The sequence below is a fragment of the Pseudomonas sp. DTU_2021_1001937_2_SI_NGA_ILE_001 genome, assembly GCF_032463525.1.
GTDB lineage: Bacteria > Pseudomonadota > Gammaproteobacteria > Pseudomonadales > Pseudomonadaceae > Aquipseudomonas.
Map to the genome: position 1 here is coordinate 5,409,407 of NZ_CP135971.1, position 24,014 is coordinate 5,433,420.

The 24,014-nt window shown below is 61.3% G+C and carries 19 protein-coding genes; 6 read left to right on the forward strand and 13 right to left on the reverse strand.

Annotated features, from left to right (window positions below):
- Positions 1-234 precede the first annotated feature (234 nt).
- Together RRX38_RS23860 and csrA are read left to right on the forward strand one after the other, a co-directional pair.
- Positions 235-600, forward strand: a complete 366-nt coding sequence (locus tag RRX38_RS23860) for a DUF2784 domain-containing protein (RefSeq protein WP_315960926.1) — start codon at positions 235-237, stop codon at positions 598-600.
- 155 nt (positions 601-755) lie between these two features.
- Entirely contained in the window at positions 756-998 is a 243-nt protein-coding gene (csrA, locus tag RRX38_RS23865) for a carbon storage regulator CsrA (RefSeq protein WP_315960927.1), read from the forward strand.
- Here csrA and RRX38_RS23870 read toward each other — a convergent pair.
- From RRX38_RS23870 to RRX38_RS23885, 4 genes are all read right to left on the reverse strand, one after another.
- Complete coding sequence (locus tag RRX38_RS23870; RefSeq protein WP_295474531.1) at positions 968-1,195, reverse strand: YheU family protein; 228 nt, start codon at positions 1,193-1,195, stop codon at positions 968-970. The two genes, csrA and RRX38_RS23870, sit on opposite strands and share 31 nt — an antisense overlap.
- A gap of 211 nt (positions 1,196-1,406) precedes the next feature.
- A complete protein-coding gene (locus RRX38_RS23875; protein WP_295474528.1) occupies positions 1,407-2,597 on the reverse strand; it encodes an osmoprotectant NAGGN system M42 family peptidase in 1,191 nt (396 codons plus the stop codon).
- A 98-nt stretch (positions 2,598-2,695) separates the two neighbouring features.
- Positions 2,696-4,444 carry an N-acetylglutaminylglutamine synthetase gene (ngg, locus tag RRX38_RS23880; protein ID WP_295474526.1) on the reverse strand — a complete coding sequence of 583 codons (1,749 nt, stop codon included), beginning with the start codon at positions 4,442-4,444 and terminating at the stop codon, positions 2,696-2,698.
- Between the two features lie 3 nt (positions 4,445-4,447).
- A complete protein-coding gene (locus tag RRX38_RS23885) occupies positions 4,448-6,220 on the reverse strand; it encodes an N-acetylglutaminylglutamine amidotransferase (protein WP_315960928.1) in 1,773 nt (590 codons plus the stop codon).
- Between the two features lie 324 nt (positions 6,221-6,544).
- Between RRX38_RS23885 and RRX38_RS23890 the strand changes: the two genes are divergently transcribed.
- On the forward strand, positions 6,545-7,159 hold the full coding sequence (locus tag RRX38_RS23890; RefSeq protein ID WP_315960929.1) for a lysis system i-spanin subunit Rz: 615 nt from the start codon (positions 6,545-6,547) through the stop codon (positions 7,157-7,159).
- A 140-nt stretch (positions 7,160-7,299) separates the two neighbouring features.
- Here the strand turns inward: RRX38_RS23890 and RRX38_RS23895 are convergent, their stop codons facing one another.
- Together RRX38_RS23895 and RRX38_RS23900 are read right to left on the reverse strand one after the other, a co-directional pair.
- A complete protein-coding gene (locus RRX38_RS23895) occupies positions 7,300-7,956 on the reverse strand; it encodes a hypothetical protein (RefSeq protein ID WP_315960930.1) in 657 nt (218 codons plus the stop codon).
- Positions 7,957-7,983: 27 nt separating this feature from the next.
- The gene (locus RRX38_RS23900; RefSeq protein ID WP_315960931.1) at positions 7,984-8,649 is read right to left on the reverse strand and encodes a hypothetical protein; all 666 of its coding nucleotides are present in this window, start codon (positions 8,647-8,649) and stop codon (positions 7,984-7,986) included.
- A 432-nt stretch (positions 8,650-9,081) separates the two neighbouring features.
- Here RRX38_RS23900 and RRX38_RS23905 point away from each other — a divergent pair, with 432 nt between their 5' ends.
- The gene (locus tag RRX38_RS23905) at positions 9,082-10,482 is read left to right on the forward strand and encodes an AAA family ATPase (RefSeq protein ID WP_315960932.1); all 1,401 of its coding nucleotides are present in this window, start codon (positions 9,082-9,084) and stop codon (positions 10,480-10,482) included.
- Positions 10,479-11,387: a DUF4435 domain-containing protein gene (locus RRX38_RS23910; protein ID WP_315960933.1), complete on the forward strand. Its 909-nt coding sequence runs from the start codon at positions 10,479-10,481 to the stop codon at positions 11,385-11,387. Before RRX38_RS23905 ends, RRX38_RS23910 begins: the two co-directional genes overlap by 4 nt.
- 2,068 nt (positions 11,388-13,455) lie before the next feature.
- Here the strand turns inward: RRX38_RS23910 and RRX38_RS23915 are convergent.
- The 6 genes from RRX38_RS23915 to mnmC all read right to left on the reverse strand — a co-directional run bounded on the left by RRX38_RS23915 (position 13,456) and on the right by mnmC (position 21,132).
- Positions 13,456-13,926, reverse strand: a complete 471-nt coding sequence (locus RRX38_RS23915; RefSeq protein WP_315960934.1) for a hypothetical protein — start codon at positions 13,924-13,926, stop codon at positions 13,456-13,458.
- A gap of 204 nt (positions 13,927-14,130) precedes the next feature.
- Complete coding sequence (locus tag RRX38_RS23920) at positions 14,131-15,180, reverse strand: lipocalin-like domain-containing protein (RefSeq protein WP_315962739.1); 1,050 nt, start codon at positions 15,178-15,180, stop codon at positions 14,131-14,133.
- Between the two features lie 7 nt (positions 15,181-15,187).
- A complete protein-coding gene (locus RRX38_RS23925; RefSeq protein ID WP_315960935.1) occupies positions 15,188-17,656 on the reverse strand; it encodes an ABC transporter permease in 2,469 nt (822 codons plus the stop codon).
- A gap of 1 nt (position 17,657) precedes the next feature.
- Entirely contained in the window at positions 17,658-18,326 is a 669-nt protein-coding gene (locus tag RRX38_RS23930; protein ID WP_315960936.1) for an ABC transporter ATP-binding protein, read from the reverse strand.
- A gap of 24 nt (positions 18,327-18,350) precedes the next feature.
- On the reverse strand, positions 18,351-19,043 hold the full coding sequence (locus RRX38_RS23935) for an MBL fold metallo-hydrolase (RefSeq protein WP_295474512.1): 693 nt from the start codon (positions 19,041-19,043) through the stop codon (positions 18,351-18,353).
- A gap of 103 nt (positions 19,044-19,146) precedes the next feature.
- Positions 19,147-21,132, reverse strand: coding sequence for a bifunctional tRNA (5-methylaminomethyl-2-thiouridine)(34)-methyltransferase MnmD/FAD-dependent 5-carboxymethylaminomethyl-2-thiouridine(34) oxidoreductase MnmC (gene mnmC, locus RRX38_RS23940; RefSeq protein WP_315960937.1), 1,986 nt, complete (start codon positions 21,130-21,132; stop codon positions 19,147-19,149).
- A 118-nt stretch (positions 21,133-21,250) separates the two neighbouring features.
- Between mnmC and pap the strand changes: the two genes are divergently transcribed.
- The gene (gene pap / locus RRX38_RS23945) at positions 21,251-22,750 is read left to right on the forward strand and encodes a polyphosphate:AMP phosphotransferase (protein ID WP_315960938.1); all 1,500 of its coding nucleotides are present in this window, start codon (positions 21,251-21,253) and stop codon (positions 22,748-22,750) included.
- Here pap and chrA read toward each other — a convergent pair whose 3' ends face one another.
- Positions 22,751-23,944: a chromate efflux transporter gene (gene chrA, locus RRX38_RS23950; protein ID WP_315960939.1), complete on the reverse strand. Its 1,194-nt coding sequence runs from the start codon at positions 23,942-23,944 to the stop codon at positions 22,751-22,753.
- Between the last annotated feature and the right edge of the window lie 70 nt (positions 23,945-24,014).

Sequence of the window (24,014 nt, forward strand, 5' to 3'; positions counted from 1 at the left end):
CTTGAAAGATCCGACTCTCTGCGTTTATGAAAGGTTCTGAAACAATACGGCGTTTGCCGCCACTTTTTCTGTGTTCGGTTAATGGCGATGTAACTGGTCTGAAAGTTGAAACTTTTTCTGCACGCGGGTATCGCGCTCTATCCGTGGTAGTCACTTGAATAAACTGCGCAGGTTTTAACGCGCCGGCTGTAATCTTGCTTAGGTTCATGTTTACAAGCGCTTGCAGGAGGAGTCATGGGTATGCGCCTGATCGCCGATGCGCTGGTCGTGGTGCATCTGCTGTTCATCATCTTCGTGTTGCTCGGCGGCCTGCTGATGCTGCGTTGGCGATGGCTGGCGCTGTTGCATCTGCCTGCCGTGGCCTGGGGCGCGCTGGTGGAGTTCCTGCACCTTTACTGCCCCCTTACGCCACTGGAAAACCACTTTCGCCAACAGGCCGGACAGCAGGGGTACAGCGGTGGCTTCGTTGAGCATTATCTGATTGCGCTGATATATCCGGCAGGGCTGACGCCGAGTGTGCAGACAGGCCTGGGGATAGTCGTTGTGGTCATTAATGTTCTGGCGTATGGCTGGGTACTATGGCGTCGTCGCGTAAGTTAAGGTGACTTTTCTGACACTCGATACAAGAAAGTAGGAATGTTCTTTCAGTGGTATCTGGCAACTCTGTCAGGCGCAACTGATTTGAAGTTGTCGCATTGAAGCACTTTGCCACTCGCGGCAACCTGCATGTTCCGTCGAACGAGTGAGTGCAGAACATGTTGGTATTAACGCGGGACGTGGGTGAAACCTTTTCCATCGGTGATGAAATCACCGTGCAGATCCTGGGCGTGAGCGGCAACCAGGTGCGCTTCGGCTTCGAGGCGCCCAGGCATGTGAAGATCCACCGCGCCGAGGTGTTCAAGCGCATTGCCCAGACCCTGGCCCGGCCGACCGAGCAGGGACAAGCGGCTCGGCGTGAGGGCGCTTGTCAGTCGAAGAGTTCCTTGGGGACTTCGTGACGCGCCATCAACTGGCACTGCTGGCTCTCGACATCGAAGAAGATCACCGCCTGGCCTTTGGTCAGCGCGTGGCGTACACGCAGCACGCGGGTCTGCAAGGGGGTTTCGTCACCGTTGTCGGTGCCGTCGCGGGTCACGAAGTCTTCGATCAGGCGGGTGAGGGTTTCGGGTTCGAGTTGCTCGTAGGGGATCAGCATGGACGGCTCTCACTGCAGGGCCGGGAATCATAATGCACGGCACAGGGCGGTGCATCAGGCGGATGGGCATCGTGTGGCTCAGTGGGAGCGGCTTCAGCTGTGGAAGGGCTGGCAAATTCACAGCATCGGCGGTGAACATGCGCTCGCTTCGCGGCTGAAGCCGCTCCTACGCGGTGAACGAATCGAATCGCGGCTGAAGCCGCGATGGCGATTACTCGCGTCCTTGGCCGATCAGGCTGTCCACCGGCGGTACGCGGGTTTCCGGCTCCATCTGGGTGTCGTGCTCCAGCTGGTGGCTGAAGCTTTCCAGCGAAGCCTTGGACGGCTGCGCATCGCTGTCGAACACCGGCGGGCTGAGGATGTAGGCGCTGAGCAGCTTGCTCAGGGCCGCCAGGCTGTCGATGTGGGTGCGCTCGTAACCGTGGGTGGCGTCGCAACCGAAAGCCAGCAGGGCGGTGCGGATGTCATGCCCCGAAGTGATCGCCGAGTGCGCATCGCTGAAGTAGTAGCGGAACACATCGCGGCGCACCGGCAGTTCGTTGTCCACGCCCAGTTTCAACAGGTGCCGCGACAGGTGATAGTCGTAAGGCCCGCCGGAGTCGAGCATCGCCACGCTCACTGCATGTTCGCTGGAGTGCTGGCCTGGCGCGACCGGGGCGATGTCGATGCCGACGAATTCGCTGACGTCCCAGGGCAGCGCCCCGGCGGCGCCGGTGCCGGTCTCTTCGGTGATGGTGAACAGCGGGTGGCAGTCGATGACCGGCTCCATGCCGCTGTCCACCACCGCCTTGAGCGCGGCGAGCAGGGCGGCGACGCCGGCCTTGTCGTCCAGGTGGCGAGCACTGATGTGGCCGCTTTCGGTGAACTCCGGCAACGGGTCGAAGGCCACGTAGTCGCCGATACCCACGCCCAGCGACTCGCAGTCGGCGCGGGTGGCGCAATAGGCGTCCAGGCGCAGCTCGACGTGCTCCCAACTGACCGGCATCTGGTCGACGGCGGTGTTGAAGGCGTGCCCGGAAGCCATCAGCGGCAACACGCTGCCACGGATGACCCCGGTATCGGTGAAGACGCTGACCCGGCTGCCTTCGGCAAAGCGGCTCGACCAGCAACCCACCGGCGCCAGGGCCAGGCGACCGTTGTCTTTCACTTCACGCACACAGGCACCGATGGTGTCCAGGTGCGCCGAGACCGCGCGGTCCGGGCTGTTCTTGCGCCCACGCAGGGTGGCGCGGATGGTGCCGCGGCGGGTCAGTTCGAAAGGAATGTCCAGTTCTTCCAGGCGCTCGGCCACGTAGCGCACGATGGTGTCGGTGAAGCCGGTAGGGCTGGGTATCGCGAGCATTTCCAGCAGGACTTTCTGCAGGTAATTCAGATCCGGATCAGGGATGGTCGCATCAGACATGATGGAGGGCTCCTTCAAAGCAGCCGCAACGGCCAGGCCACAGGTAGCAAGCCGGTGTGAAGCGGCTTGCTGCCTGTGGCGGCTGGTGTGCAACTGCCCTAGTTATGGGCGGGCAGGCTATGTGGAAAGAGTAGATCGACAAAGCGTTCTGCGGTGGGTTGCGGTTCATGATTGGCCAGGCCTACCCGTTCGTTGGCTTCGATGAACACGTATTCAGGCTGGTCGGCGGCCGGCACCATCAGGTCCAGGCCCACCACCGGAATGTCCAGCGCCCGTGCGGCGCGCACGGCGGCATCGCTGAGCACCGGGTCAAGAATGGCGGTGACGTCTTCCAGGCAGCCGCCGGTGTGCAGGTTGGCGGTGCGGCGTACGGCCAGGCGCTGGTCCATGGGCAACACGTCGTCGTAGCTGTAGCCGGCATCGCGCACCGTGCGTTCGGTTTCCTGATCCATGGGAATGCGGCTTTCGCCACCGGTGGCGGCGGCGCGACGGCGACTCTGCGCTTCGATCAGTTGCTTGATGGTATGTCGCCCATCGCCGATCACCTCGGCGGGCCGGCGGATTGCCGCAGCCACCACCTCGAAACCGATCACCACGATGCGCAGATCGAGGCCTTCGTGAAAGCTTTCCAGGATGACCCGGCTGTCGAACTGCCGAGCGTGCTCGATGGCCTGCTGTACTTCGTCGAGGCTGCGCAGGTCCACGGCGACGCCCTGGCCCTGTTCGCCGTCCAGCGGCTTGACCACCACGCGGCCGTGCTCTTCGAGAAAGGCCAGGTTGTCATCGGCGCTGCCGGCGCGTTGCTGGGCCGGCAGGCACAGGCCGGCGGCCTTGAGGGTGCGGTGGGTGAGGCTCTTGTCCTGGCACAGGGTCATGCTCACCGCGCTGGTCAGGTCGCTGAGCGATTCGCGGCAGCGCACGCGGCGTCCGCCATAGCTCAGGGTGAACAGGCCGGCGTCGGCGTCATCGACCTGCACGTCGATGCCCCGGCGGTGCGCCTCTTCGACGATGATCCGCGCATAGGGGTTGAACTCCGCCTGCGGGCCGGGGCCGAGGAACAGCGACTCGTTGATGCCGTTCTTGCACTTGATGGCGAAGGTCGACAGGGTACGAAAGCCGAGCTTGGCGTACAGCGCCTTGGCCTGATGGTTGTCGTGCAGTACCGACAGATCCAGGTAGCTCAGGCCGCGGCTCATGAAGTGCTCGATCAGATGCCGCACCAGCACTTCGCCGACGCCGGGCCGCGAGCAGTTCGGGTCCACCGCCAGGCACCACAGGCTGCTGCCTTTTTCCGGGTCGTTGAAGGCCTTGAGGTGGTTGAGGCCCATGACGCTGCCGATCACCGCATTGCTGCTTTCGTCCTCGGCCAGCCAGTACACCGGCCCGCCCAGATGCCGTGGCGTCAGCAGCTCGGGGTCGACGGGCAGCATGCCGCGCGCCAGGTACAGGTTGTTGATCGCTTGCCAGTCGGCCTCACTCTGCGCCCGACGAATGCGAAAGCCGCGAAACACCCGGTGCGCCGGACGATAGTCGCTGAACCACAGGCGCAGGGTATCGGACGGGTCGAGGAACAGCTGCTGCGGCGCTTGCGCCAGCACTTGCTGAGGCGCGGCCACGTAAAGAGCAATGTCACGCTCGCCGGGTTTCTCGTTGAGCAGTTCCTCGGCCAGCACCGCAGGTTCCGGGTAGGTATGGCCGATCAACAGCCGCCCCCAGCCACAGTGCAGGGCCAGCGGGCCGCCGTCAGGCTGCGCGCCGTCTTCGGCGAAGCGCGCCTGCAGGCGTTCGTAGGAGGGGGACTGACGACGCAACAGTCGCTGGCTGTAGGCCGTAGAGTGGGGTTTCATCGATCAGAGTCCTTGTTCGCTCAGCCACAGGTTCAGGGCTGCCAGTTGCCACAGCTTGGAGCCGCGCAACGGGGTGAGCTGGTCCTTGGGGTTGGTCAGCAGGCCGTCGATGGCCGCCGGGTTGAACAGGCCGCGGTCCTGGCTCGGGTCGAGCAGCAGGTCACGCACCCAGTTCAGGGTGTTGCCTTCCAGGTGCTTGAGACCCGGTACCGGGAAATAGCCCTTCTTGCGGTCGATGACCTCGGCCGGGATGACCAGGCGTGCGGCTTCCTTGAGCACGTGCTTGCCGCCATTGGGCAGCTTGAAGCGTGCCGGTACACGGGCCGACAGTTCCACCAGGCGGTAGTCGAGGAACGGCGTACGGGCTTCCAGGCCCCAGGCCATGGTCATGTTGTCGACCCGCTTGACCGGGTCGTCGACCAGCATCACCGTGCTGTCCAGGCGCAGCGCCTTGTCCACTGCCGCCTCGGCACCGGGCTGGGCGAAGTGCTCGCGCACGAAGTCGCCGGCAGCGTCGTGGTCCACCAGCCATTTTGGCTGCACGGTGCGCGCATACTCGTCATAGCTGCGGTCGACGAAGGCCTGGCGATAGGCGGCGACCGGGTCGCTGGCGCCATCGACCTGCGGGTACCAGTGGTAACCGGCGAACAGCTCGTCGGCGCCCTGGCCGCTCTGCACCACCTTGCAGTGCTTGGCGACTTCCCGCGACAGCAGGTAGAAGGCGATGCAGTCGTGGCTGACCATCGGTTCGCTCATGGCGCGGAAGGCCGCCGGCAGTTGCTCGATGATCTCGCTTTCCTGGATGCGCAATTGATGATGGCGCGTGCCGTAGTGACGGGCGATCAGGTCCGAGTACTGGAACTCGTCACCGCGTTCTCCGCCGGCGTCCTGGAAGCCGATGGAGAAGGTCGACAGGTCTTCGACACCCACTTCACGCAGCAGGCCGACCAGCAGGCTGGAGTCCACACCGCCCGACAGCAGCACCCCGACGTCCACCGCCGCACGCTGGCGAATGCCCACCGCCTCGCGAGTGCTGTCCAGTACGCGCTGGCGCCAGTCTTCGAAGCTCAGCTCGCGCTCGTCGTCATGCGGGCCGTAGGGCAGGGTCCACCACACTTGCTGTTCGGTGTTGCCATCGGCATCGATCAGCATCCAGCTGGCCGGCGGCAGCTTCTCGACACCGGCCAGCAGCGTGCGTGGTGCAGGCACCACGGCATGGAAATTCAGGTAGTGATTCAATGCCACCGGGTCGAGCAGCGGGCTGATGTCACCGCCCTTGAGCAGAGCCGGCAGGCTGGAGGAGAAGCGCAGGCGCTCGCCGGTGCGCGAAAGGTACAGCGGCTTGACGCCGAGACGGTCGCGGGCGATGAACAGACGCTTGGCGTCGCGTTCCCACACAGCGAAGGCGAACATGCCGTTGAGCTTGGGCAGCATGTCCTTGCCCCAGGCGTGATAGCCCTTGAGCAGCACCTCGGTGTCACCACCGGAATGAAAGGCATACCCCAGCGCTTCCAGTTCGGCACGCAGCTCGGGGTAGTTGTAGATGGCACCGTTGAAGGCCAGCGACAGGCCCAGGGTGTTGTCGATCATCGGCTGCGCCGACCCGTCCGACAGGTCCATGATCTTCAGGCGCCGATGGCCGAGGGCGACCGGCCCCTGGCTGTGGAAGCCCCAGGCATCGGGGCCACGCGGCGCCATGTGGTGGGTGATACGTTCAATGGCGGCTAGATCCGCCGGTTGATGGTTGAAACGAAGCTCACCTGCTATTCCGCACATAATTCCTTACCGGTTTTCCGTTGGGGAGAAGGGGCGCCCGAAGGCAGCCACTCAGGAACTGACCCGGAGGGCGGCGCAGAGTTTTAGAACAACTGGTTATAAGAAGTTTGAGGATAACGCTGGTTTTTGAAGGATTTGGTCGGGTTTTTCCGGTCAGCAGGGCGCTCTCACTTATGCCATGGGTGAACGTCTAAACGAATGATCTGGGCCTTCGCGTCTCCGCATTAATTGCTCCGGTCGGAGGTGTGTTGCGCCAACTGCTCTACATGCGCGAGCTGGGCAGCCGACTCCTACCTGACCAGGCCTGTATTGCTGGAGTACTCGATGTACGCCGGCTGGTACTGGCAGAAAAACGGCCTGAACACCCTCGCCGACCGGGGTGAACTGGTGGCGATCACAAAGGCAATAAACGGCGGCACCAATTGCTTGGCGGATCGCACGGCGCTGGGCGTGGTGCTCGGCTCGGCCGCCACCTGGACCTTGCAGGACAACGCTTATGGGAAAGTGTTGGCCAGGCAATCAGCGGGTTTCGCTGATGAGCGTGCCCGGTACGGGAAAGAGCGTGAGGACGCGGTAACGGCTGCGCTCGACAAGCTGAAAGATCAGCAGGACCAGCGGCGTGCGCTGGAAGATCGCCTGCGCGCGCAAGATGAGACCCACTACACGGAGATGCAGAATGCTCAGAATGACCGGACGCGTTTGCGTGATCGCCTTGCTACTGCTGAGCTGCGGCTGTCAGTCCTCATTGCCCAGCCCGCCACGGGTGGTGACAGTGGGGTGCGAAAAGCCGCCGGCGCCGTCAGCCTGGTGGATGGCTCCACGAGAGCCGAACTTGACCCAGCGCATGCTCAACGAATTGTCGGCATCGTCGGTGACGGTGACGACGGACTGAGGGCGTTGCAGGCATGTCAAGCTTATGTTGCTGAGTTGACGAACTGAGCCTTTACGGGCCGGAGTGATGGTTGAGTTTCTCCGGCCGCTTGAAGGTGAAGACGCTCTGGCTCGATGGTGCAAATTTCAACCCGTTTCGGCCTGTACCTTGGATTGACTAAGGTTAAGCCGGTGCGAAGTGCTAAGGTTTACGTGAGGAAAAGACTAAGTATTGAGCCTAGTGAAAGAAATATGAGTCCCAGCAAAACCTGGTAGAAGTTGCCGATGCTTATCCCTCTGATTTGTTCGGATAACTGGTTGTGTTTGTTTTTCGAGTTGTCTTCAAGTAATTCGACTCGGAAGGTTAGTTCTTCATTGTTTTCGGACAGCGTATGAAATTCATTAATGCTCTTTGCTTCGAGAAGATTAAGTCTGTCGTTTAATTCGTCGATTCTTTGTCGATCCGTAGCGTGCTCGGATAACTTTACTCGGAGGGATCCACCAACCCTGAGCGATGGCATTCTCAGCCTAGCGTAGCCGCGAACAATTCTAGGCTTTCGGTATGGGGGGAAGTCTGCAAAGATCTTTTTGAGTGATGCCAAGGGGCCACCGGCTTTCATTTCATAAGCTGTATAGATTAGTGAGCCTGCACTCAAAACCAGCCCTATGACTTGCAAGATGAAGCTAATCCACCATAGCACAGGCTTAGATGACGTGATGGCGAACGCGCATAAGGCTCCAGTGCACCCTGCGATGGGCGTGAACCATATGGCCCAATGTCGAAGCAGCCAAGGTAAGAAAAGCTCCTTTGCCCAGACTTTTAGTGGGATTTTTTCGTCAGCATAGTCGTTTTCATATTTGTTCATTGTGGTTCGCTTTTGGTGCGTGGAATCTCAGTGAGTGTTCCTCTCAAGGTGTATCGGCCAGTTGCTCGGCATCTTTGGTGGTACATCGTCCATAGTCGTAAAACCTTCTCCTTCGCAGCGATCGCAGCTATCTCGTTCTGCAATCTGGTCTAGGCACGCGGGACATCTTTGGAAAATAGAAAAGTCTCGCCGTGTCCACCACTTCCAGTACTCGACAAAGCGACCTTTTTCCAGCGCAAGATTGCACATCTCACCAGCGAGGCGGTAGGCGTCTGGATCAACTGACCTGTAGCGCGTTACGTTGTCGATTAGGCGACGCAGCTCGACAAGCACGGACCACTGCCCGTCCCGCTTCAGCCATCGACCGAACAGGCGGGCATGTTCTACGCCAGGGTGGCTGCGCTTGTAAATGAACGTTGAATCCCGCTCATCCAGGTATCCGCTGATCATGCCTGAGTTGAATTCACCCCAGCACAGAAGGTTGCCCGTGAGCACCCCGATCTGTATTTCCCGGCGATTCATTACCGCATACGTTGATGCAGGATGTACCCAGCTGTCGCGACGTTCCTCGGTCCAATACGAAATGGCTCCCGTGAGCAGATCGGCCATGTCCAGGCGCTCCAGCGGCTCTATAAGTCCCGCAAATAGCATGTCGTCTGCCAAGTCACGAAGCATTGCGGCTTGCTCGCGCATGCGACGGTTCCACCGGTCCTCATCGTCGAGGGCTCTTCGCCATTCGGCCTGTGCTAGAGAGCGGATCGAGTCAGTCAAGGAGTACAACTCATATGCTGTTTATATATACAGTAATTCTGCCTTTAGGGCCTGTATAGGTCGCCGCGACAAAAGGAGCTACCCGGTCCGGTGCGCCAACACCTGACCGGGTTGCCGAACCCGCAGACCCTTCCTGCAAGTCCAGCGTGGCCCCTGCTTCGTGCACAAAACACCGCTTGGCCGACCGCCTGATCCTTCTCTTTCCCCCTCATGAAGCATTCACCGGGGGGCGCCCGCTGCACTTCATGCGCCATTTTCGTTGCGGCATACTTAGCTGTGATTGTAAAGTGCCAGTTTGTGGTAAGCGAAGCGTCTATGAAAATTTACGATATGGTGCTCAAAGGAGTTTAAGGAATGTCTACAAGGGCGCTTGAAAGAATTGCGGTTAAGGGATTGCATAATCATATCGATCTAGAGCTAGATTTTAATCCTGGGTTAAATGTTATTTACGGTAAAAACGGCAGAGGGAAGACAACTCTTCTTCATATTATTGCAAATATTCTAGAGTTGGATTTTGTTCGGTTTGTATATCTAAAGTTTGAAAAGATAACGTTAGATGTGGCTGGGGGAAGTAGGCTTGAGATATATAAGTATGAAAAAGGCTATGTTTACATTGAGTTGAACGGTAATGCTGTTGGGATCCGGCTTGATGGACATCCCGTGCCCGCTATATCCGAAAGTGAAATGGATATGCTTAGGGAGGCGTTGGGCGATCGAAGTGTATACCTTCCTGCCTACCGCGCCGTTTTGGAAAAAGTGAGGCCGGCTAGCTATGATCAGGCGCGTGATGCAACCTTTGAGGCAATAAAAAAATCTGAGATAAGCGCGCTGTCAAAGGTAAATAGATCAAAGTTTTGGGCTGGTTTTGATAAGCGGGCTACCCTAGTAGCGCGTAAGACTACGCAGTGTCGGGATTGGTTTGGCCAATTTGTTCCTATTATTCGCTATCCCTCACTTACAGAAGTTATTGAACAAATATCTGAAGAGTTTACTGATGCACAGATGGAGTCTTCCCAGTCTGAGCGTCGGATGCTTTCCACGTCATTCATTGATGTATTCAGGTCTTTGGTGTCGAGGCAGAATACGCCCAGCGACGGTGAGATAGGGTCTTTTATTGAGCGAGTGAAATCCGCGTTAGATATTGAAGAAGATGAACAAGGCAGCTTTCCAGATTACTTCAGAAGTCTAATAGGCGAGTTGCAGAATGCCACTGAATATACGTCATCGCAGGAAAGTGCAGCCCAAAAGCGTGTGCTGAAAATTTATGCAGAGTTGCTAGAGCGTCGTAAGACTGAAAAACTTGCTGCTTTTGAAAAAATAAGAAATTTTGAATCTGCAGTTAATATGTTTTTGGATCATAAGCGATTGAAAGTTGCTCGTCGAGGTTTGGAATCAGGCAGGGATTATGTATTTGTTGAAACTGAGGCTGGTTCTAAATATCCGGTGTCTACTCTCTCATCCGGAGAGCGTCAGATTCTTACAATGCTTTTCTCCGCAACTCGAATGAGTTATCTGACTACAGGAGTTTTCTTGATTGATGAGCCTGAGTTATCGCTTCATGTTGATTGGCAACGGATCATCCTGAGCGAGCTAAACTCGCAGGCTCCTCTGCGGCAAATAATTGCCTGTACCCATTCCCCGGAGGTGGGTGCCGACCATTATGAATCAGTCCAACTTTTTACGCCTGCGGTAGCCTCCAGAAATAACGGGCCCACGATTCCGGCTGATGAAGGTTTTATGGAAGATTTTACATGAGTTCATACAAGGATGTTTCATCGTACGGATTGGCTGTTAGGGTTAGAAGCCACAAAACCGTGCTTGTAGAGGGAGCGACCGATAAGATCGTTATATCTAAATTAATACTATCTAAGACTTACAGTCAAGGGCAAAAGTTACGGTTTTTCATTGATGATGCTTCGATGATCAAAGAAGACCCTATGCTGGCGAGGTTGGGAAATAAAGAAAAGGTTTTGTTAATTGCTAACAGGGTCTCGGATGATAAGTTTGGTGTGGTTGTGGATCGGGAGTGGGATCAGCTGGATATAAGAAACTTGTCAGATGCTGATTTTTGTCAGAATCGCATGGGTGTATATGTCACGAAAGGGCACTCAATAGAAAACTATTGGTTTGATTGTGATGCTGTGATAAGTTTTATTATATCGTCGTTCTCCTCAGTTATTGGAACTGACTTGTTGGATGAAATCAAGGCTAGGTTTCCTGCCATGATTAGGTTCGCTGCGGCTTATTCTATAGCTGCCAAAGAAAGCTCTGCTATAACTCGACTGGGTGATCTGCTTTCGGCGGCGGATGTCGGAATCTCTGGCGGGGTTATTAATCTATTGCCAGTGTACAATGCCAAGGCTCAGGGAAGGGGTGTTATGGGAGATATCCCTTCTCTTGTGGGGGCGAAGTTGCAAGAACTAAATGCTTGTGATGTGGGCCTTTTGAGGTGGATTTGTCATGGGCATTTGGGGGAGGAGGCCATAAGAGCAAGCGTTGCGAAATTAGCTCATTCTTGCGGTGTGAGTCAGAATGTATGTCGCGAGATTGAACGTGGTAAGAAAGTTGAGAAGCTGTCCCATGACACGGACTACCTCAGTCGGCAGGATGATCAGAGTCTGGAGCCTTTGAATCAAGTATTGAGGTGGGTAAGAGAGTAGCTGAACTTAAATTTTTTAAAGCATAGCTCCGAGAGCCCTAGGTATACCCATTTGTCCGGGTAATATGCCCTCGGGCTCAAGGTGCTAAGTCATGATCCGTACCAAATTTTGTACCATTGGGAGTTCCTGTTAGGGGCGGTTGGAGGGCTTCCGCTTTGGAGCGAATGTTGTTGGTGCGTTAGTGGGATTCGTAACCTTCGCTGTTTTTGCTGGCATTTTTGCTCGTAAGCCAGCTGCGCTAACCCCAGAGCAAGTGGCTGCGCGAGCTGAGGCCAAGCGAGTGAACGATGAAGAGGAGCGGGCTGCGAAAGCGAAGAAGGACGCTGAGGCAGCCTTGGCGGAGAAGAACAAGGACCGATCTATCATGGCCGCGATATCTGCAGTAGCTTCGTTGAGGCATCGCTTAAGGCTCCCAAGAGCGCAGATTTTCCCTTTAGCCGGAGCGCGGGTGGTACTCAGCAGTTGGCCGATCAAACCTACATCGTTAGGTCATACGTAGATGCACAAAACTCATTCGGCGCTGAGCTTCGAAATTGGTACACCTGCAAGATTCAATACAGGTCCGGCGAGGACGCTGATTCGAGGAACTGGAAGCTGCACGCGCTGAAGTTCGAAGAATGAGTCTGGGTCAAAACCTGAGCCAATCTGTCGGGAAAGGGAGGGGCGGTCGGAGGATTTGGGGCTTTCAACCACCCGTAAAATCTGGCGCAAAGCCCCGTGCAGCCCTATGGTTCGGTTATAAACATAGGTCGCAGTGCGGGGCGGTTATTTTTTACTCGCAAAGTTGTGGAGATTAAAACTTTGCGTTTTTGGTTTAGGGGGTTATTGTTTTTACTCCGTGCGTGCATAGTTTTTGGTGTTGATCGGAAGTCGAGGGCGCGGTGGCATGCCTGGTGCATATCTTCCTCTACTGAATCGTAGAATAAAGGCGCTTATTTGAAGTTTGATTATTTTGTGAAGTGGTAGTGTGTTGTTGAGTATGTAAACTCTACCTGTTTCTAGTTGCACGCAAACCCCGAACTTGTCGCTGGGTATTTTGTTTCTATAGGGGCATAATTCTATGGGGAATAGCGAGCGCGGTTCTATTTTAATGGGGTAGCTTATAAATTTATTGGTGTTGTGGTCGCTGATTATTTTTATCCACTCAATGTGGTTGGGGGACTGGAAGTATCCAATCGATAGAATGCCAAAAGCTACAGCGCTATCATTGTTTACTCCAAGAACTAGCGAGAGATAATCAATGGCTGATAGCTCCAGTCGCACATGGTGAGCATCTTTTCTTAATGCAAAGAAAAGTGCAAATGTGGCTATGATTATGCTGAATATGGATAGCGTTATAGTTAAATATGCTGGTGGCATTTGGAGTCTTCATAAGTTTTAATGGTGCTGAGTAAGTTATACTTGCAGCATGAAAACTGTCAATCGATATATCGAGGAGAATAGAATTCGACCGCTTGTGTGCTGAGAGGTGTGTGGGACTTCGTAGCATAGGCGCAGAGGCAAGAGAGATAGCTGGTTGATCTACCATGCCCGGAGCGCGTTCTTGGCCTAGGGAATGGATGATGGGTATCGACTATCTTCGCTGGACCATGAAGCTGAGTCTTCGCACGTCACGAGTGGTTTGTACCAATTTTTGTACCAACCGCTGTTCCCGTTAAGGTAAAAATGGGGTCTTGGCACACGCCAAAAGCCCGCTTCAGGCACCTTCCTCATGCACCTGCTATTCCGCACATAATTCCTTACCGGTTTTCCGTTGGGGAGAAGGGGCGCCCGAAGGCGGCCACTCAGGAACTGACCCGGAGGGCGACGCAGAGTTTTAGAACAACTGGTTATAAGAGATTTTTGGATAGGCTGAATTTTTCAGGTCTTGAGGGAGGGTGCCCCGGCCAGGAAAGGCGCGCCCACTTATGCCGTCGAGGGCCTTCAAAGCCACTATGGTCCGCTTGGGCATTATGGGGGTAGGAGCGGCTTCAGCCGCGAAGCGGCCACATGTTCGCAGCCGATGTAGTGATTTTCCTCGCGCTTTCGCGGCTAAAGCCGCTCCCACCCAACCCGAGCCGTATGGATGTCAGGCGTAGGCGTCCACGCCGGCATGCGCCATCAGCCAGTCGCGGTAAGTGGCCAGGTCACTGGTCGACGTGCTGCCGTTGCTGGCTATCAGGGTCTTGCCGTCCAGGCGGCCGAAATCCAGCAGGTATTGCAGGCCCTGCTGGATGTGGGCAGCGCCACTCTTGCTGAGGCTCTGAACGTCGGGCAACTGCACGGTATTGGTGGTGTCGTCGAACTTCGCCCAGTCGGGGTTGCTGCGGTAGCGAGCGGTTGCTTCGGCCAGGGCGCTTTGGGTGCCTTGGTAGATCTGTTCTTCACGGGCCTGCAGCTCGGGCGTCGTGGCGTCAGGGTCGATCACCGTGCTGGCGCCGTCGACCCGTACCTGGTCGCCGGGGGAGTTGATCTTGATACGCGCCGCCTGGGCGGTGCCGGTCTGTAGTGCATTGCGCAGTGATTCGCCGAAAAGCGGCGAGAAGGTGAGTCCTGTCATGCTCTTGCTCCTGAGTTCAGCGTCGATGCGCAGCGCTGGAGCAAGAAACGCACCAGCTGCCGCCAAACCACAGCCCAGAGCCTCTTGTCGGATGGTAAGGGTGTTTGGCAAGGCAGGCCGTTGCCGGGCGGCGGCAGGCTGTGGCCGCTGCCGGACTGCGGGCAACCCCGGCAAGCGTCGTGGCATGAAATCTAAGACAGGCGCTCAGTACCCGGTCATCTCCAGGTAGCCCTCGCCACTCTGGCTGCCACTGACTTCCACAGGCCCTTCCCAGTACGGCACGTCCAGGTCCATCCAGGCCTGGGCGTTGAGTGCCGTGGTGGTCACCCGCAAGCCCTTGCCGGGAATCTCGATGGCCCAGCGGGTCGGCAGGCGACGGCCGGCGACTTCGCTTTGTTCAAGGGGCTGCATGCGCAGCGCTTCCGGACCCAGCGGCTGCGCCGTACCGTCCGGGTCGATCCAGGTGCCGGTGAGGTAGGCCGGGCCCTGGCGATGGCGGATGCGGTAGAGCATCAGCCGCGTGCCGTCCTGCAGGTGCAGGGAAAACCAGTCCCAGCCCTGCTGGTCAGCGGTCAGGGGCTGGCTGCTCCATTCGCGGTCCAGCCAGGCCTGGCCGTTGACCGTATGGCGCTGGCCGTCGATCTGCAGTTCACCGCTGACGGTGAAGAACGGCTGGCTGTAGTAGTAGGACGCCTGACCGGCTTCGGACTTGCGGCTGTAGCCCTGGTCGCCCTGCAGCACCATGGGGCGTTCGCTGCGCAGTTGCAGCTGGTAGGCGAAGGCTTGGTCTTTGGCTTGCAGGTGCAGGTCGCGCATCGGCTCGCTGGCCCGGCTGGTCATCGACCAGTCGTCGATCCAGGCTTCGAAGGGCGCCAGCTGCACTCCGGCCTGGTCGACGCCGCCGCGGGCCAGGCGCTGGGCGGCATGATGGACGTTGGCCGAGGTCACGGCCGCATGGCCCATCCACAAGGTGCTGCTCTGCCAGCCACTGGCCTCGGTGCCGGGCTGCAGGGCGTTGCGAAACAGCGTCCACTGCACGCCGAAGCGCTGGCCCTGGGCGTCCTGCAGGTTGGCGGTGATGTACCACCACTCGATGCGAAAGCCAGGGTGTGGCGCGTGGTCGGCGGGGAAGGCGAAGTGGCGCCCCGGCGTGACCGGGGTATAGCCTTCGACCCGGCTGCCCATGCCGGCGAAGCCCTCGGGGGGCGTTTGACTGTCGTCGCAGGCGCCGAGCAGCAGGGCCAGGCAGATCATCAGCCATCTATTGCTCACGGTCGAAGGTCCTCAACAGGTCGGCCGGCTGGCTGCGCCGCAAGCGCCACAGCGGCCAGGCCGAGGCCAGCAGCGTGGCGCCGAGGGCCAGGGCACCCAGGCTCAGCCATTGCAAGGGGAACAACCGGGTCGGCAGGCGCCAGCCAAAAGCCTGCACCTGGATCACGGCGTTCAGGCACCAGGTCAGCAACACGCCCAGTGGCAGTGCGACCAGCAAGGTCAGCCCGGCCAGCAGCCAGGTCTGGCCGAGGTTGAGCCACATCAGCTGGCGGCGTTCGACACCCAGCGCCCAGAGCGGCGCCAATTGCCCGATGCGTTCCTGGCTCTGGGTGAGCAGGCTGATGAACAGCGCGATGGCGGCCACGCCAAGGGTCAGGGCATTGAGGGCGGCGGTGGCCGCGAAGGTGCGTTCGAACACCTGGGTCGACCATTGCTTGAGCTGGTGCTGGTCGATGATGCGGCTGGCGTCGAGGCCGAAGCGCTGCTGCAGGGCCTGGCTCAAGGCTGGGATGTCCTCGGGCGCCATGCGCAGGTTGAAGCGCATCGGGGCCAGGTCGGGCCAATGGCGCGCCAGTTGTATCGCGCTGGCGAGCAGGTGGCCGCGCGCGTTGCCGTAGTCGGCATACAGCCCCACCACCTGGAGCGACCAGTGTCCGGCAGGCAGCGGAATCTCCACGCGGTCGCCCAGGCCCACACTCAGGCGACGAGCCAGTTGTTCGCTGAGCATGATGCCCTGCTGCTCGGCCAGGCGCTGCCAAGGATCGCCGCCCATGGCCGCCAGCAGTTGCCAGTGCTGGCGGTAGTACGGGTGGTCGAGAATGCCGTGCAGTTCGGCAGGCCAACCCTGCAGACGCAGGCTGACCTGCCAGTCGGGCAGCACTGCGCTGACGGTCGGTTGCTGCTGCAGCCAGGTTTGCAGCTCGCGGGCCTGGGCCGGGTCGACGGGGGTGACGTACAGCTCGGCGCTCAGGCGTTGCTCCAGCCAGCCATCGAAGGTCTGGCGGAAACCGGCGGTCATGCCGCCGGTGCCGACGCTTGCCGCCATGGCCAAGAGCAGCGCCATCAGCGCCAGGCTCAAGGCCGGCAACTGTTGCCGACAGTCGGCCAGGAACCACTGCGCGAGTACCGAGCGCCGGCCTGCCAGCAGTGTGTTCAGCACCCGGTCGAGCAACACCGGCAGCCCCAGGGCAGTACCGAGCAGCAAGGCGGTCACCATTAGAAAGCCACTGGCCAGGCCGCTACCGAAGCTGGCCAGCAAGGCCACCCCCAGGCCGAACACGGCCACCTGCCCCTGGCGCCGTAGCCAGCGGGCATGCACCTTGCGCCAGGCCTGGGCGCGGGCCAAGGCCAACAGCGGCAGGCGCGCGGCGCGCAGCAGGCTGCTGGCGCCGGCCAGCAGGGCGCCGAGCAATGCCATGCCGAGGCTGCCCAGCCACCACAGCACGCCCGGATGCAGCTGGTTGGCCACCTGTGCGCCATACAGGCCGCGCAGGCTGGCGGTCAGGTCTGGCAATAGCAGTGCGGCGAGCATGTAGCCGCTCAGCACCCCGGCACCACCGGCCAGCAGCGCCATGCCCAGCAACTCCAGCACCAAGGCAACGATCAGCGAGCGGGCGCTGACGCCGCTGGCGCGCAGGTTACGCAACAGGCCACGACGCTGTTCCAGGGCCAGGCCGATGGCGGCATGCACGATGAACAGGCCGACCACGAAGGCCAGAATGCCCAAGGCGTTGAGGTTGAGGTGAAAGCTCTCGGTGAGCCGCCCCAGATCGTCGGCAGCCTCGCCGTGTTGCAGGCGCAGTGGTTCATCCAGCCCGGCGGGCAGGGTCGGCGCGCGGGCGGCGAAGGCCGTGTCCAGCCACAGGCGGCTGAGCTGGCCGGGCATGCCCAGCAGGCGCTGGGCCTGGCCGATGTCGGTGAGCAGGGTGCCGGGCGGCATGTTGGGTACGGCGCGCAGGGGCGGCAGCGCCTGGCCGCTGTCGGTGACTGGCTGCTGACCTTCCTGCAGGCCAAGGCTGCCCAGGGTATCCGGCGCTATCCAGGTGACCCAGGGCGGGCGCAGGAAGTCCAGCAGCGCTGCGTTGTCCAGATGCTGCCCGGCCACCGCCTGGTCACGGGGCAGGCTCAGCGGCTCGATGCCCAACAGTTGCAGGCGCTCACCGTTCAGGCTGATACGCCCTTGCAGTTGCGGCGAGACCGGCCAGCCAGCGCGGCGCAATTGCACGAACAGGGTCTCGGGCAGAACCGCGCCTGAGGGGCTGCTCAGCCAGTATTGCGGGCTGCCCCCCAGCCACTGGCTGGCGCGTTGGTAGCTGTCGCGGGCCTGGCCGTTGAGGGCCTGCACGCCGGTGAGCAGGCCGGTGGCCAGCCACAGCCCGACCAGCACGCTGGCCAGTTGCACGGGGTGGCGGCGCCAATGGCTGAGCAGGGCGTACAGGGTCCAGCGCAGCACGGCCATGTCAGCCGGCCTCGGCGCTGCGAATGCGTCCTTTGTGTAATACCACCCTATTGTCCAGACGTGCGGCGACGCGCGGACTGTGGGTGACCATCAGCAGGCTGGTCTGGGTGTCGGCCAGCAGGTCGAGGAGCAGTTGCAGCACCTCGTCGCTGGTGGTTTCGTCGAGGTTGCCGGTGGGTTCGTCGGCCAACAGCAGGCCCGGTCGCGAGGCCAGGGCGCGGCCGATGGCGACGCGTTGTTGCTGGCCGCCGGACAGTTGCTCCGGGTAGCGCTGCAACAGCTCGCCCAGACCCAGGCGCTGTACCAGGTGCGTTTGCCAGTTCGGGTCATGACGCCCGGCCAGGCGTGCCTGGAACGCCAGGTTGTCGGCCACCGACAGGCTGCCGATCAGGTTGAACTGCTGGAACACCAGGCCGATTCCAGTCCGGCGCCAGGCGGCCAGGCCCGCCTCGTCCAGGGTTTCCAGGCGACGGCCCTGAACCTCGATGCGCCCGCTGTCCGGGCGGTCGAGGCCGGCGATCAGGTGCAACAGCGTGCTCTTGCCGCTGCCGGATTCGCCCATGAGTGCCAGGCTCTGCCCGGCTTGCAGGTGCAGGTCCACGCCGTCGAGCACCTGCAAGGGGCCTTGGGCGGTGGGGTAGCGTTTGCGCAGTGCGCTGACCTGCAGCATGGGCGTGTCTCGCGGTGGCCGGTGTCAGAGGCGCCCGCAGGCACGGTTGGCGGCCAGGGCCACGTTCAGCAGGCGCGGCGGCGGCAGGTGCTGGCCGTCCATCAGTGCCGCGTATTCCTCGGCGTTGGCCACTTGCAGGCGTGGGTTGTGCCGACGTTCTTCACCGATGCTCGAACAGGTCCAGCCTTTGTAGTCGTGGGCCGGGAACACCAGGGTGTCGTCGCCCAGGTCGAGCAGGCGCTGCAGGCTGCTCCACTGTTGGCGGGCACTGCCGTTCTGGAAGTCGGTGCGCCCGCTGCCACGAATCAGCAGCGTGTCGCCGCTGAACAGCCACGCCGGCTGGCGGCCCCGGGCGGCAAGCAGGAAGCAGTAGGAGTCGTGGGTGTGGCCTGGGGTGTGCAGCACTCTCAGTTCCCGACCGCCGAAGGCCAGGCTCTGCCCATCATGGAAATTGAAACTCACGCAGCGGGTCTGGCTTTCCTGGCCCAGGCCGGTGTTGCAGCCGGTGGCCTCGCGCAGGTCGCCCAGGGCGGTGATGTGGTCGGCGTGGGTGTGCGTGTCGAGGGCCATGACCAGTTGCAGGTCGAGGTCCGACAACAGCTGCAGGTAGGTGTCCAGGTGCTCCTTCACCGGGTCGATCAGCACCGCCTGGCCGCGGTCGGCCAGCAGGTAGCTGTAGGTGGACGTCTGGCTGTCGAACAGTTGACGAAACAGCATGCGAACCTCCGGTTTTTCAGCACATACAGACACCACCCTAGGGACTATTGCGCTTGAGGTCAAAGCCGCAGGCCGCAAAGCGCCTTTACCGAATCACCATCAATCAGCCCTTGGGCCCGCGAATCAGGCTGCGCAGCACAAAGCGGTTGGGGTGGCAGGCTTCGGCGACGCTGCGTGGCAACGGCAAGGGTTCGTCGTCCAGCCAGGCCGCCAGCAGTTCGGCGGCCAGGGGCGTGGTGATCAGCCCCCGCGAGCCATGCCCACTGTTGACGTACAGGCCATCCAGCCAAGGGCAGGGCACCTGCGGAACCTGGCGGGCATCCCGGGCCAGCGCGGCATACGCCTGTGTGAACGCGGCACGGCCGGCCAGTGGCCCGACGATGGGCAGGTAGTCCGGGCTGGTACAGCGCAGCGCCGCGCGGCCCTGCAGACGTTGCGGGTCGAGCTTGGCGGCGTCGAGGCGCTCGGCCAGGTCCGGGGAGATTTCCTGCAGCAGGTCCAGGTTGCCACGGTGCTCGGCGGCGGTGGGCGTCATGTCCAGGTTATGGAAATCGAAGCTGGCCCCCAGGGTATGTTCGCCGTCGCGCGCCGGCGCCATGTAGCCTTCGGCGCAGACCACGGTGGCCAGCGCCTGGCTGCTGGTGCTGGCGGGCAGGCGGGTAATCTGCCCGCGAATCCGCTTGAGCGGCAACTCGGCGCTCTGTGCGAAACGCTGCACGTCGGCGGCGTTGGCCAGCACCACCACCGGCGCGCTGGCCAGCAGGCGCTCGCCGGCCCAGGCTTGCCACTGATCGTCGTGGCGGCGCAGTTCCAGCACTTCATGGTGCGTAAGCACCTGAATGTTCGGGTGTTCGGCTTGTTGTTGGCACAGCGCCGGTGGATGCACCCAGCCGCCCTCGGGGTAGTAGAGCCCGCCGCAGGGCAGGCCGACCCCGGCCAGGTGCTCGGCGGCGTCACGCGTCACCGGGTGCAGCAGCTCGGCGGAAAAGGCCGTGGCCAGCTGTGCCTGACGCTGTTGCTCCTTGGCGTCGAAGGCCAGTTGCAGCACACCACAGTCGCTCCAGGCGCTGCCGCGTTGCAGGTTTTCCAGCAGGCGCCGGGTATGCCCGAAGCCGCTGAGGATCATTTGCGACAGTGCCGTACCGTGCGCCGAGAGTTTGAGGTACAGCACGCCTTGGGGATTGCCGGAGGCCTCGCTGGCCAGCGCCTCGTGGCGTTCCAGCAAGCTGACCTGCCAGCCGCGCTGGGCCAGGCTGCGCGCCGTGCAGCTACCGGCCAGGCCAGCGCCGATCACCAGGGCCCGACGCTCGGCGGACAGCACAGCCGGGCGGGCGAACCAGGGCTTGGCAGGCGAAGCCTGGGAGGCCTCGGCAGGCAGGCCGTTGAATACGCCGCGCATCACTTCCCACTTTTTGCCGATGCCCGGTATGCGGCGCATGCCGAAACCGGCGGCGATCAGCGCGCGGCGCACCCAGCCGGTGCTGGTGAAGGTGCCCAGGGTCGCGCCGGGGGCCGAGAGCCGGGCCAGCTCGGCGAACAGTCGGTCGTTCCACATGTCGGGGTTCTTGGCCGGCGCGAAGCCATCGAGGAACCAGGCGTCGACCTGCGCATCCAGCTGCGGCAGCATCTCCAGTGCATCGCCGATCAGCAGGGTCAGGGTCACCCGACCGTCGTCGAAGACCAGGCGCTGAAAACCGGGGTGAATGGCTACGTACTGTTTGAGCAACGCAGTGGAAAAGGCGGCCAGCTCCGGCCACAGGCGCAGCGCCCGCGCCAGGTCGTCGCGCTGCAGCGGGTATTTTTCGACGCTGACGAAGTGCAGCCGGGCATCGGCGGGCGCGCATTTTTCGAACAGCTGCCAGGCGCAGAAGAAATTCATCCCGGTGCCGAAGCCGGTCTCGCCGATCACCAGCCGCCCGCCTGCCGGCAGCGCGGCGAAGCGCACGGCCAGGTCATTCTGGGTAAGAAATACATGGCGGGTTTCTTCCAGCCCCAGTTCGGTGGCGAAGTACACGTCGTCAAAGTCGCTGGAGTGCGGGTTGCCCTGTTCGTCCCAGGTGATGGAGGCATGTTGCAGCGGGTTGGTCATGGCAGGCTCGGCGGTGAAGAGGGCGGCATTTTAACCCTGTGCGCCGGTGATGCGCATTGACCCATCCGGTCAAGTAATGGTCTTAATGGGCAAGGTGCTATCAATCAGGGAGATTCCGATGTTCGAATCCGCCGAAATCGGCCATGCCATCGACAAGCAGACCTACGACGACCAGGTGCCGGCGTTGCGCGAGGCGCTGCTCGATGCCCAGTACGAACTGCACGAGCAGGCCCGGCGACCGGTCATCGTGCTGATCAATGGTATCGAAGGGGCCGGCAAGGGCGAGACCGTCAAGCTGCTCAACGAGTGGATGGACCCGCGGTTGATCGAGGTGCGCACCTTCGACCAGAAGACCGACGAAGAACTCGACCACCCGCCGATGTGGCGCTATTGGCGGCAATTGCCGGCCAAGGGGCGCATGGGTATTTTCTTCGGCAACTGGTACAGCCAGATGCTGCAGGACCGGGTGCACGGGCTGCTCAAGGACGCCGAGCTGGACCAGGCGATCAGCGCCGCCGAGCGCCTGGAGAAGATGCTCAGCGACGAGGGCGCGCTGATTTTCAAGTTCTGGTTCCACCTGTCGCGCAAACAGATGAAACAGCGCCTCAAGAGCCTGCGCGACGACCCCTTGCACAGCTGGCGGATCAGCCCGCTGGACTGGCAGCAATCCAAGACCTACGACAAGTTCGTGCGCTTCGGTGAGCGTGTGCTGCGGCGTAGCAGCCGTGAATATGCCCCTTGGCACGTGATCGAGGGCGCCGACGCCAACTACCGCAGCCTGACCGTCGGGCGCCTGCTGCTCGAAGGTCTGCAGGCGGCGTTGCAGGCCCCGCCGGTGGAACCCCAGGGCCTGGCTGTAGGGCCGCGCGGCACCCATGACGACGAATTGACCCTGCTCGACAGCCTCGACCTCAGCCAGCAACTGGACAAGGACGATTACGAGCATCAGCTGATCACCGAACAGGCACGGCTGTCGCGCAACATGCGTGACAAGCACATGAAACGCCATGCCCTGGTGGCGGTGTTCGAAGGCAACGACGCAGCCGGCAAGGGCGGTGCGATCCGCCGCGTGGCGGCCGCGCTGGACCCGCGCCAGTACCACATCGTGCCGATCGCCGCACCCACCCAGGACGAACTGGCGCAGCCTTACCTGTGGCGCTTCTGGCGGCAGATCCCGGCGCGCGGCAAGTTCACCATTTTCGACCGCTCCTGGTATGGCCGGGTGCTGGTGGAGCGGGTCGAGGGCTTTTGCAGTGACACCGACTGGCTGCGCGCCTATGGCGAGATCAACGACTTCGAGGAGCAACTGACCAATGCCGGTGTGGTGGTGGTCAAGTTCTGGCTGGCCATCGATGAACAGACCCAGCTGGAACGCTTCCAGGCTCGGGAGAAGATTCCGTTCAAGCGCTACAAGATCACCGAGGACGACTGGCGCAACCGCAAGAAGTGGCCACAGTACCGGCACGCAGTGGGCGACATGGTCGACCGCACCAGCACCTCGATCGCACCCTGGACCCTGGTGGAGGCCAACGACAAGCGCTGGGCGCGGGTGAAGGTGCTGCGCACCCTCAACGAGGCACTGGAAGCGGCCTTCGCCCGCGATCGCAAGAAGAAATGATCAGCCGCCCCACAGGCCGGCCAGTGCGCCAGCCACCACCACCAGCCAGGGCGGCAGGCGCAGCCAGGTCAGCGCCAGCAGGGCGGCGAGGCCAAGCAGCAGGTCGCGGCTACCGCTGATTGCACCGCCGGCCAGCGGTGCAATCAGGGCCGCCAGCAACAGGCCGACCACGGCGGCATTCACCGCTGTCAGGGCCGCGCGCAGCGCCGGCAATGCGCTCAGCCGTGACCAGAACGGCAGGGCGCCGGCCACCAGCAGAAAAGACGTCGCGAAAATCGCCAGCAAGGCCAGGGCGGCACCGCTCCAGGGGGCCAGCCCGGTATTCAGCGAGGCGCCCAGAAACGCAGCAAAGGTGAACAGTGGGCCGGGCACCGCCTGCGCCGCGGCATAGCCGGCGAAGAACACCGGCTCGCCGACCCAGCCGTTGACCACTACCTCGCTGTGCAGCAAGGGCAGCACCACATGGCCACCGCCGAACACCAGCGCGCCAGACCGGTAGAAGGCGTCCAGCAACGCCAGCCCGGTCCCGGGAAACGCCCCATGCAATAGCGGCAGGCCGAGCAGCAGTGCGACGAACAGCAGCAACCAGGCCACGCCGGCACGTCGACCCACCGGTACGGGTAGTGGGTCTGCGGCACTGGCAGTGGCAGGGCGAAACAGCAGCAGACCCAGCAGGCCGGCAACCAGCAGGACCGCCATCTGCGCGCCGGGCCAGGTCAGCCACAGCGTCAGGCCGCAGGCGGCGAGCATCAGCGCCAGTGCCGCCGGGCCGCGACAGTGCAGGCGGGCCATGGCGTACACCGCCTGAGCGATCACCGCCAGCGCCACCACTTGCAGGCCGTGCAACGCACTGTCGGGCAAGCCCTGTGAATGAGCGATGCCCAGTGCCAGCAGAGTCAGCAACAGGGCCGAAGGCAGTGTAAAACCTGCCCAGGCCGCCAATGCGCCCAGGTAACCACCGCGCGACAAGCCCAAGGCCATGCCCACCTGACTGCTGGCCGGGCCGGGCAGGAACTGGCACAGCGCGACCAGGTCGGCATAACTGCGCTCGCTCAGCCACTGCCGACGCACCACGAAGGCTTCGCGAAAATAACCCAGATGCGCCGCCGGCCCCCCGAAGCTGGTCAGCCCCAGGCGCAGGAAAACCAGGAAGATGGCGGCACCGTTACGCAGCTGGCTGAGAGCAGGGGACATGGCGAACTACTGTGAGATGAGGGCGAGCGGATGTGCTTGCGAAGGCCGCGTCACGTTACAGCAGATGCAC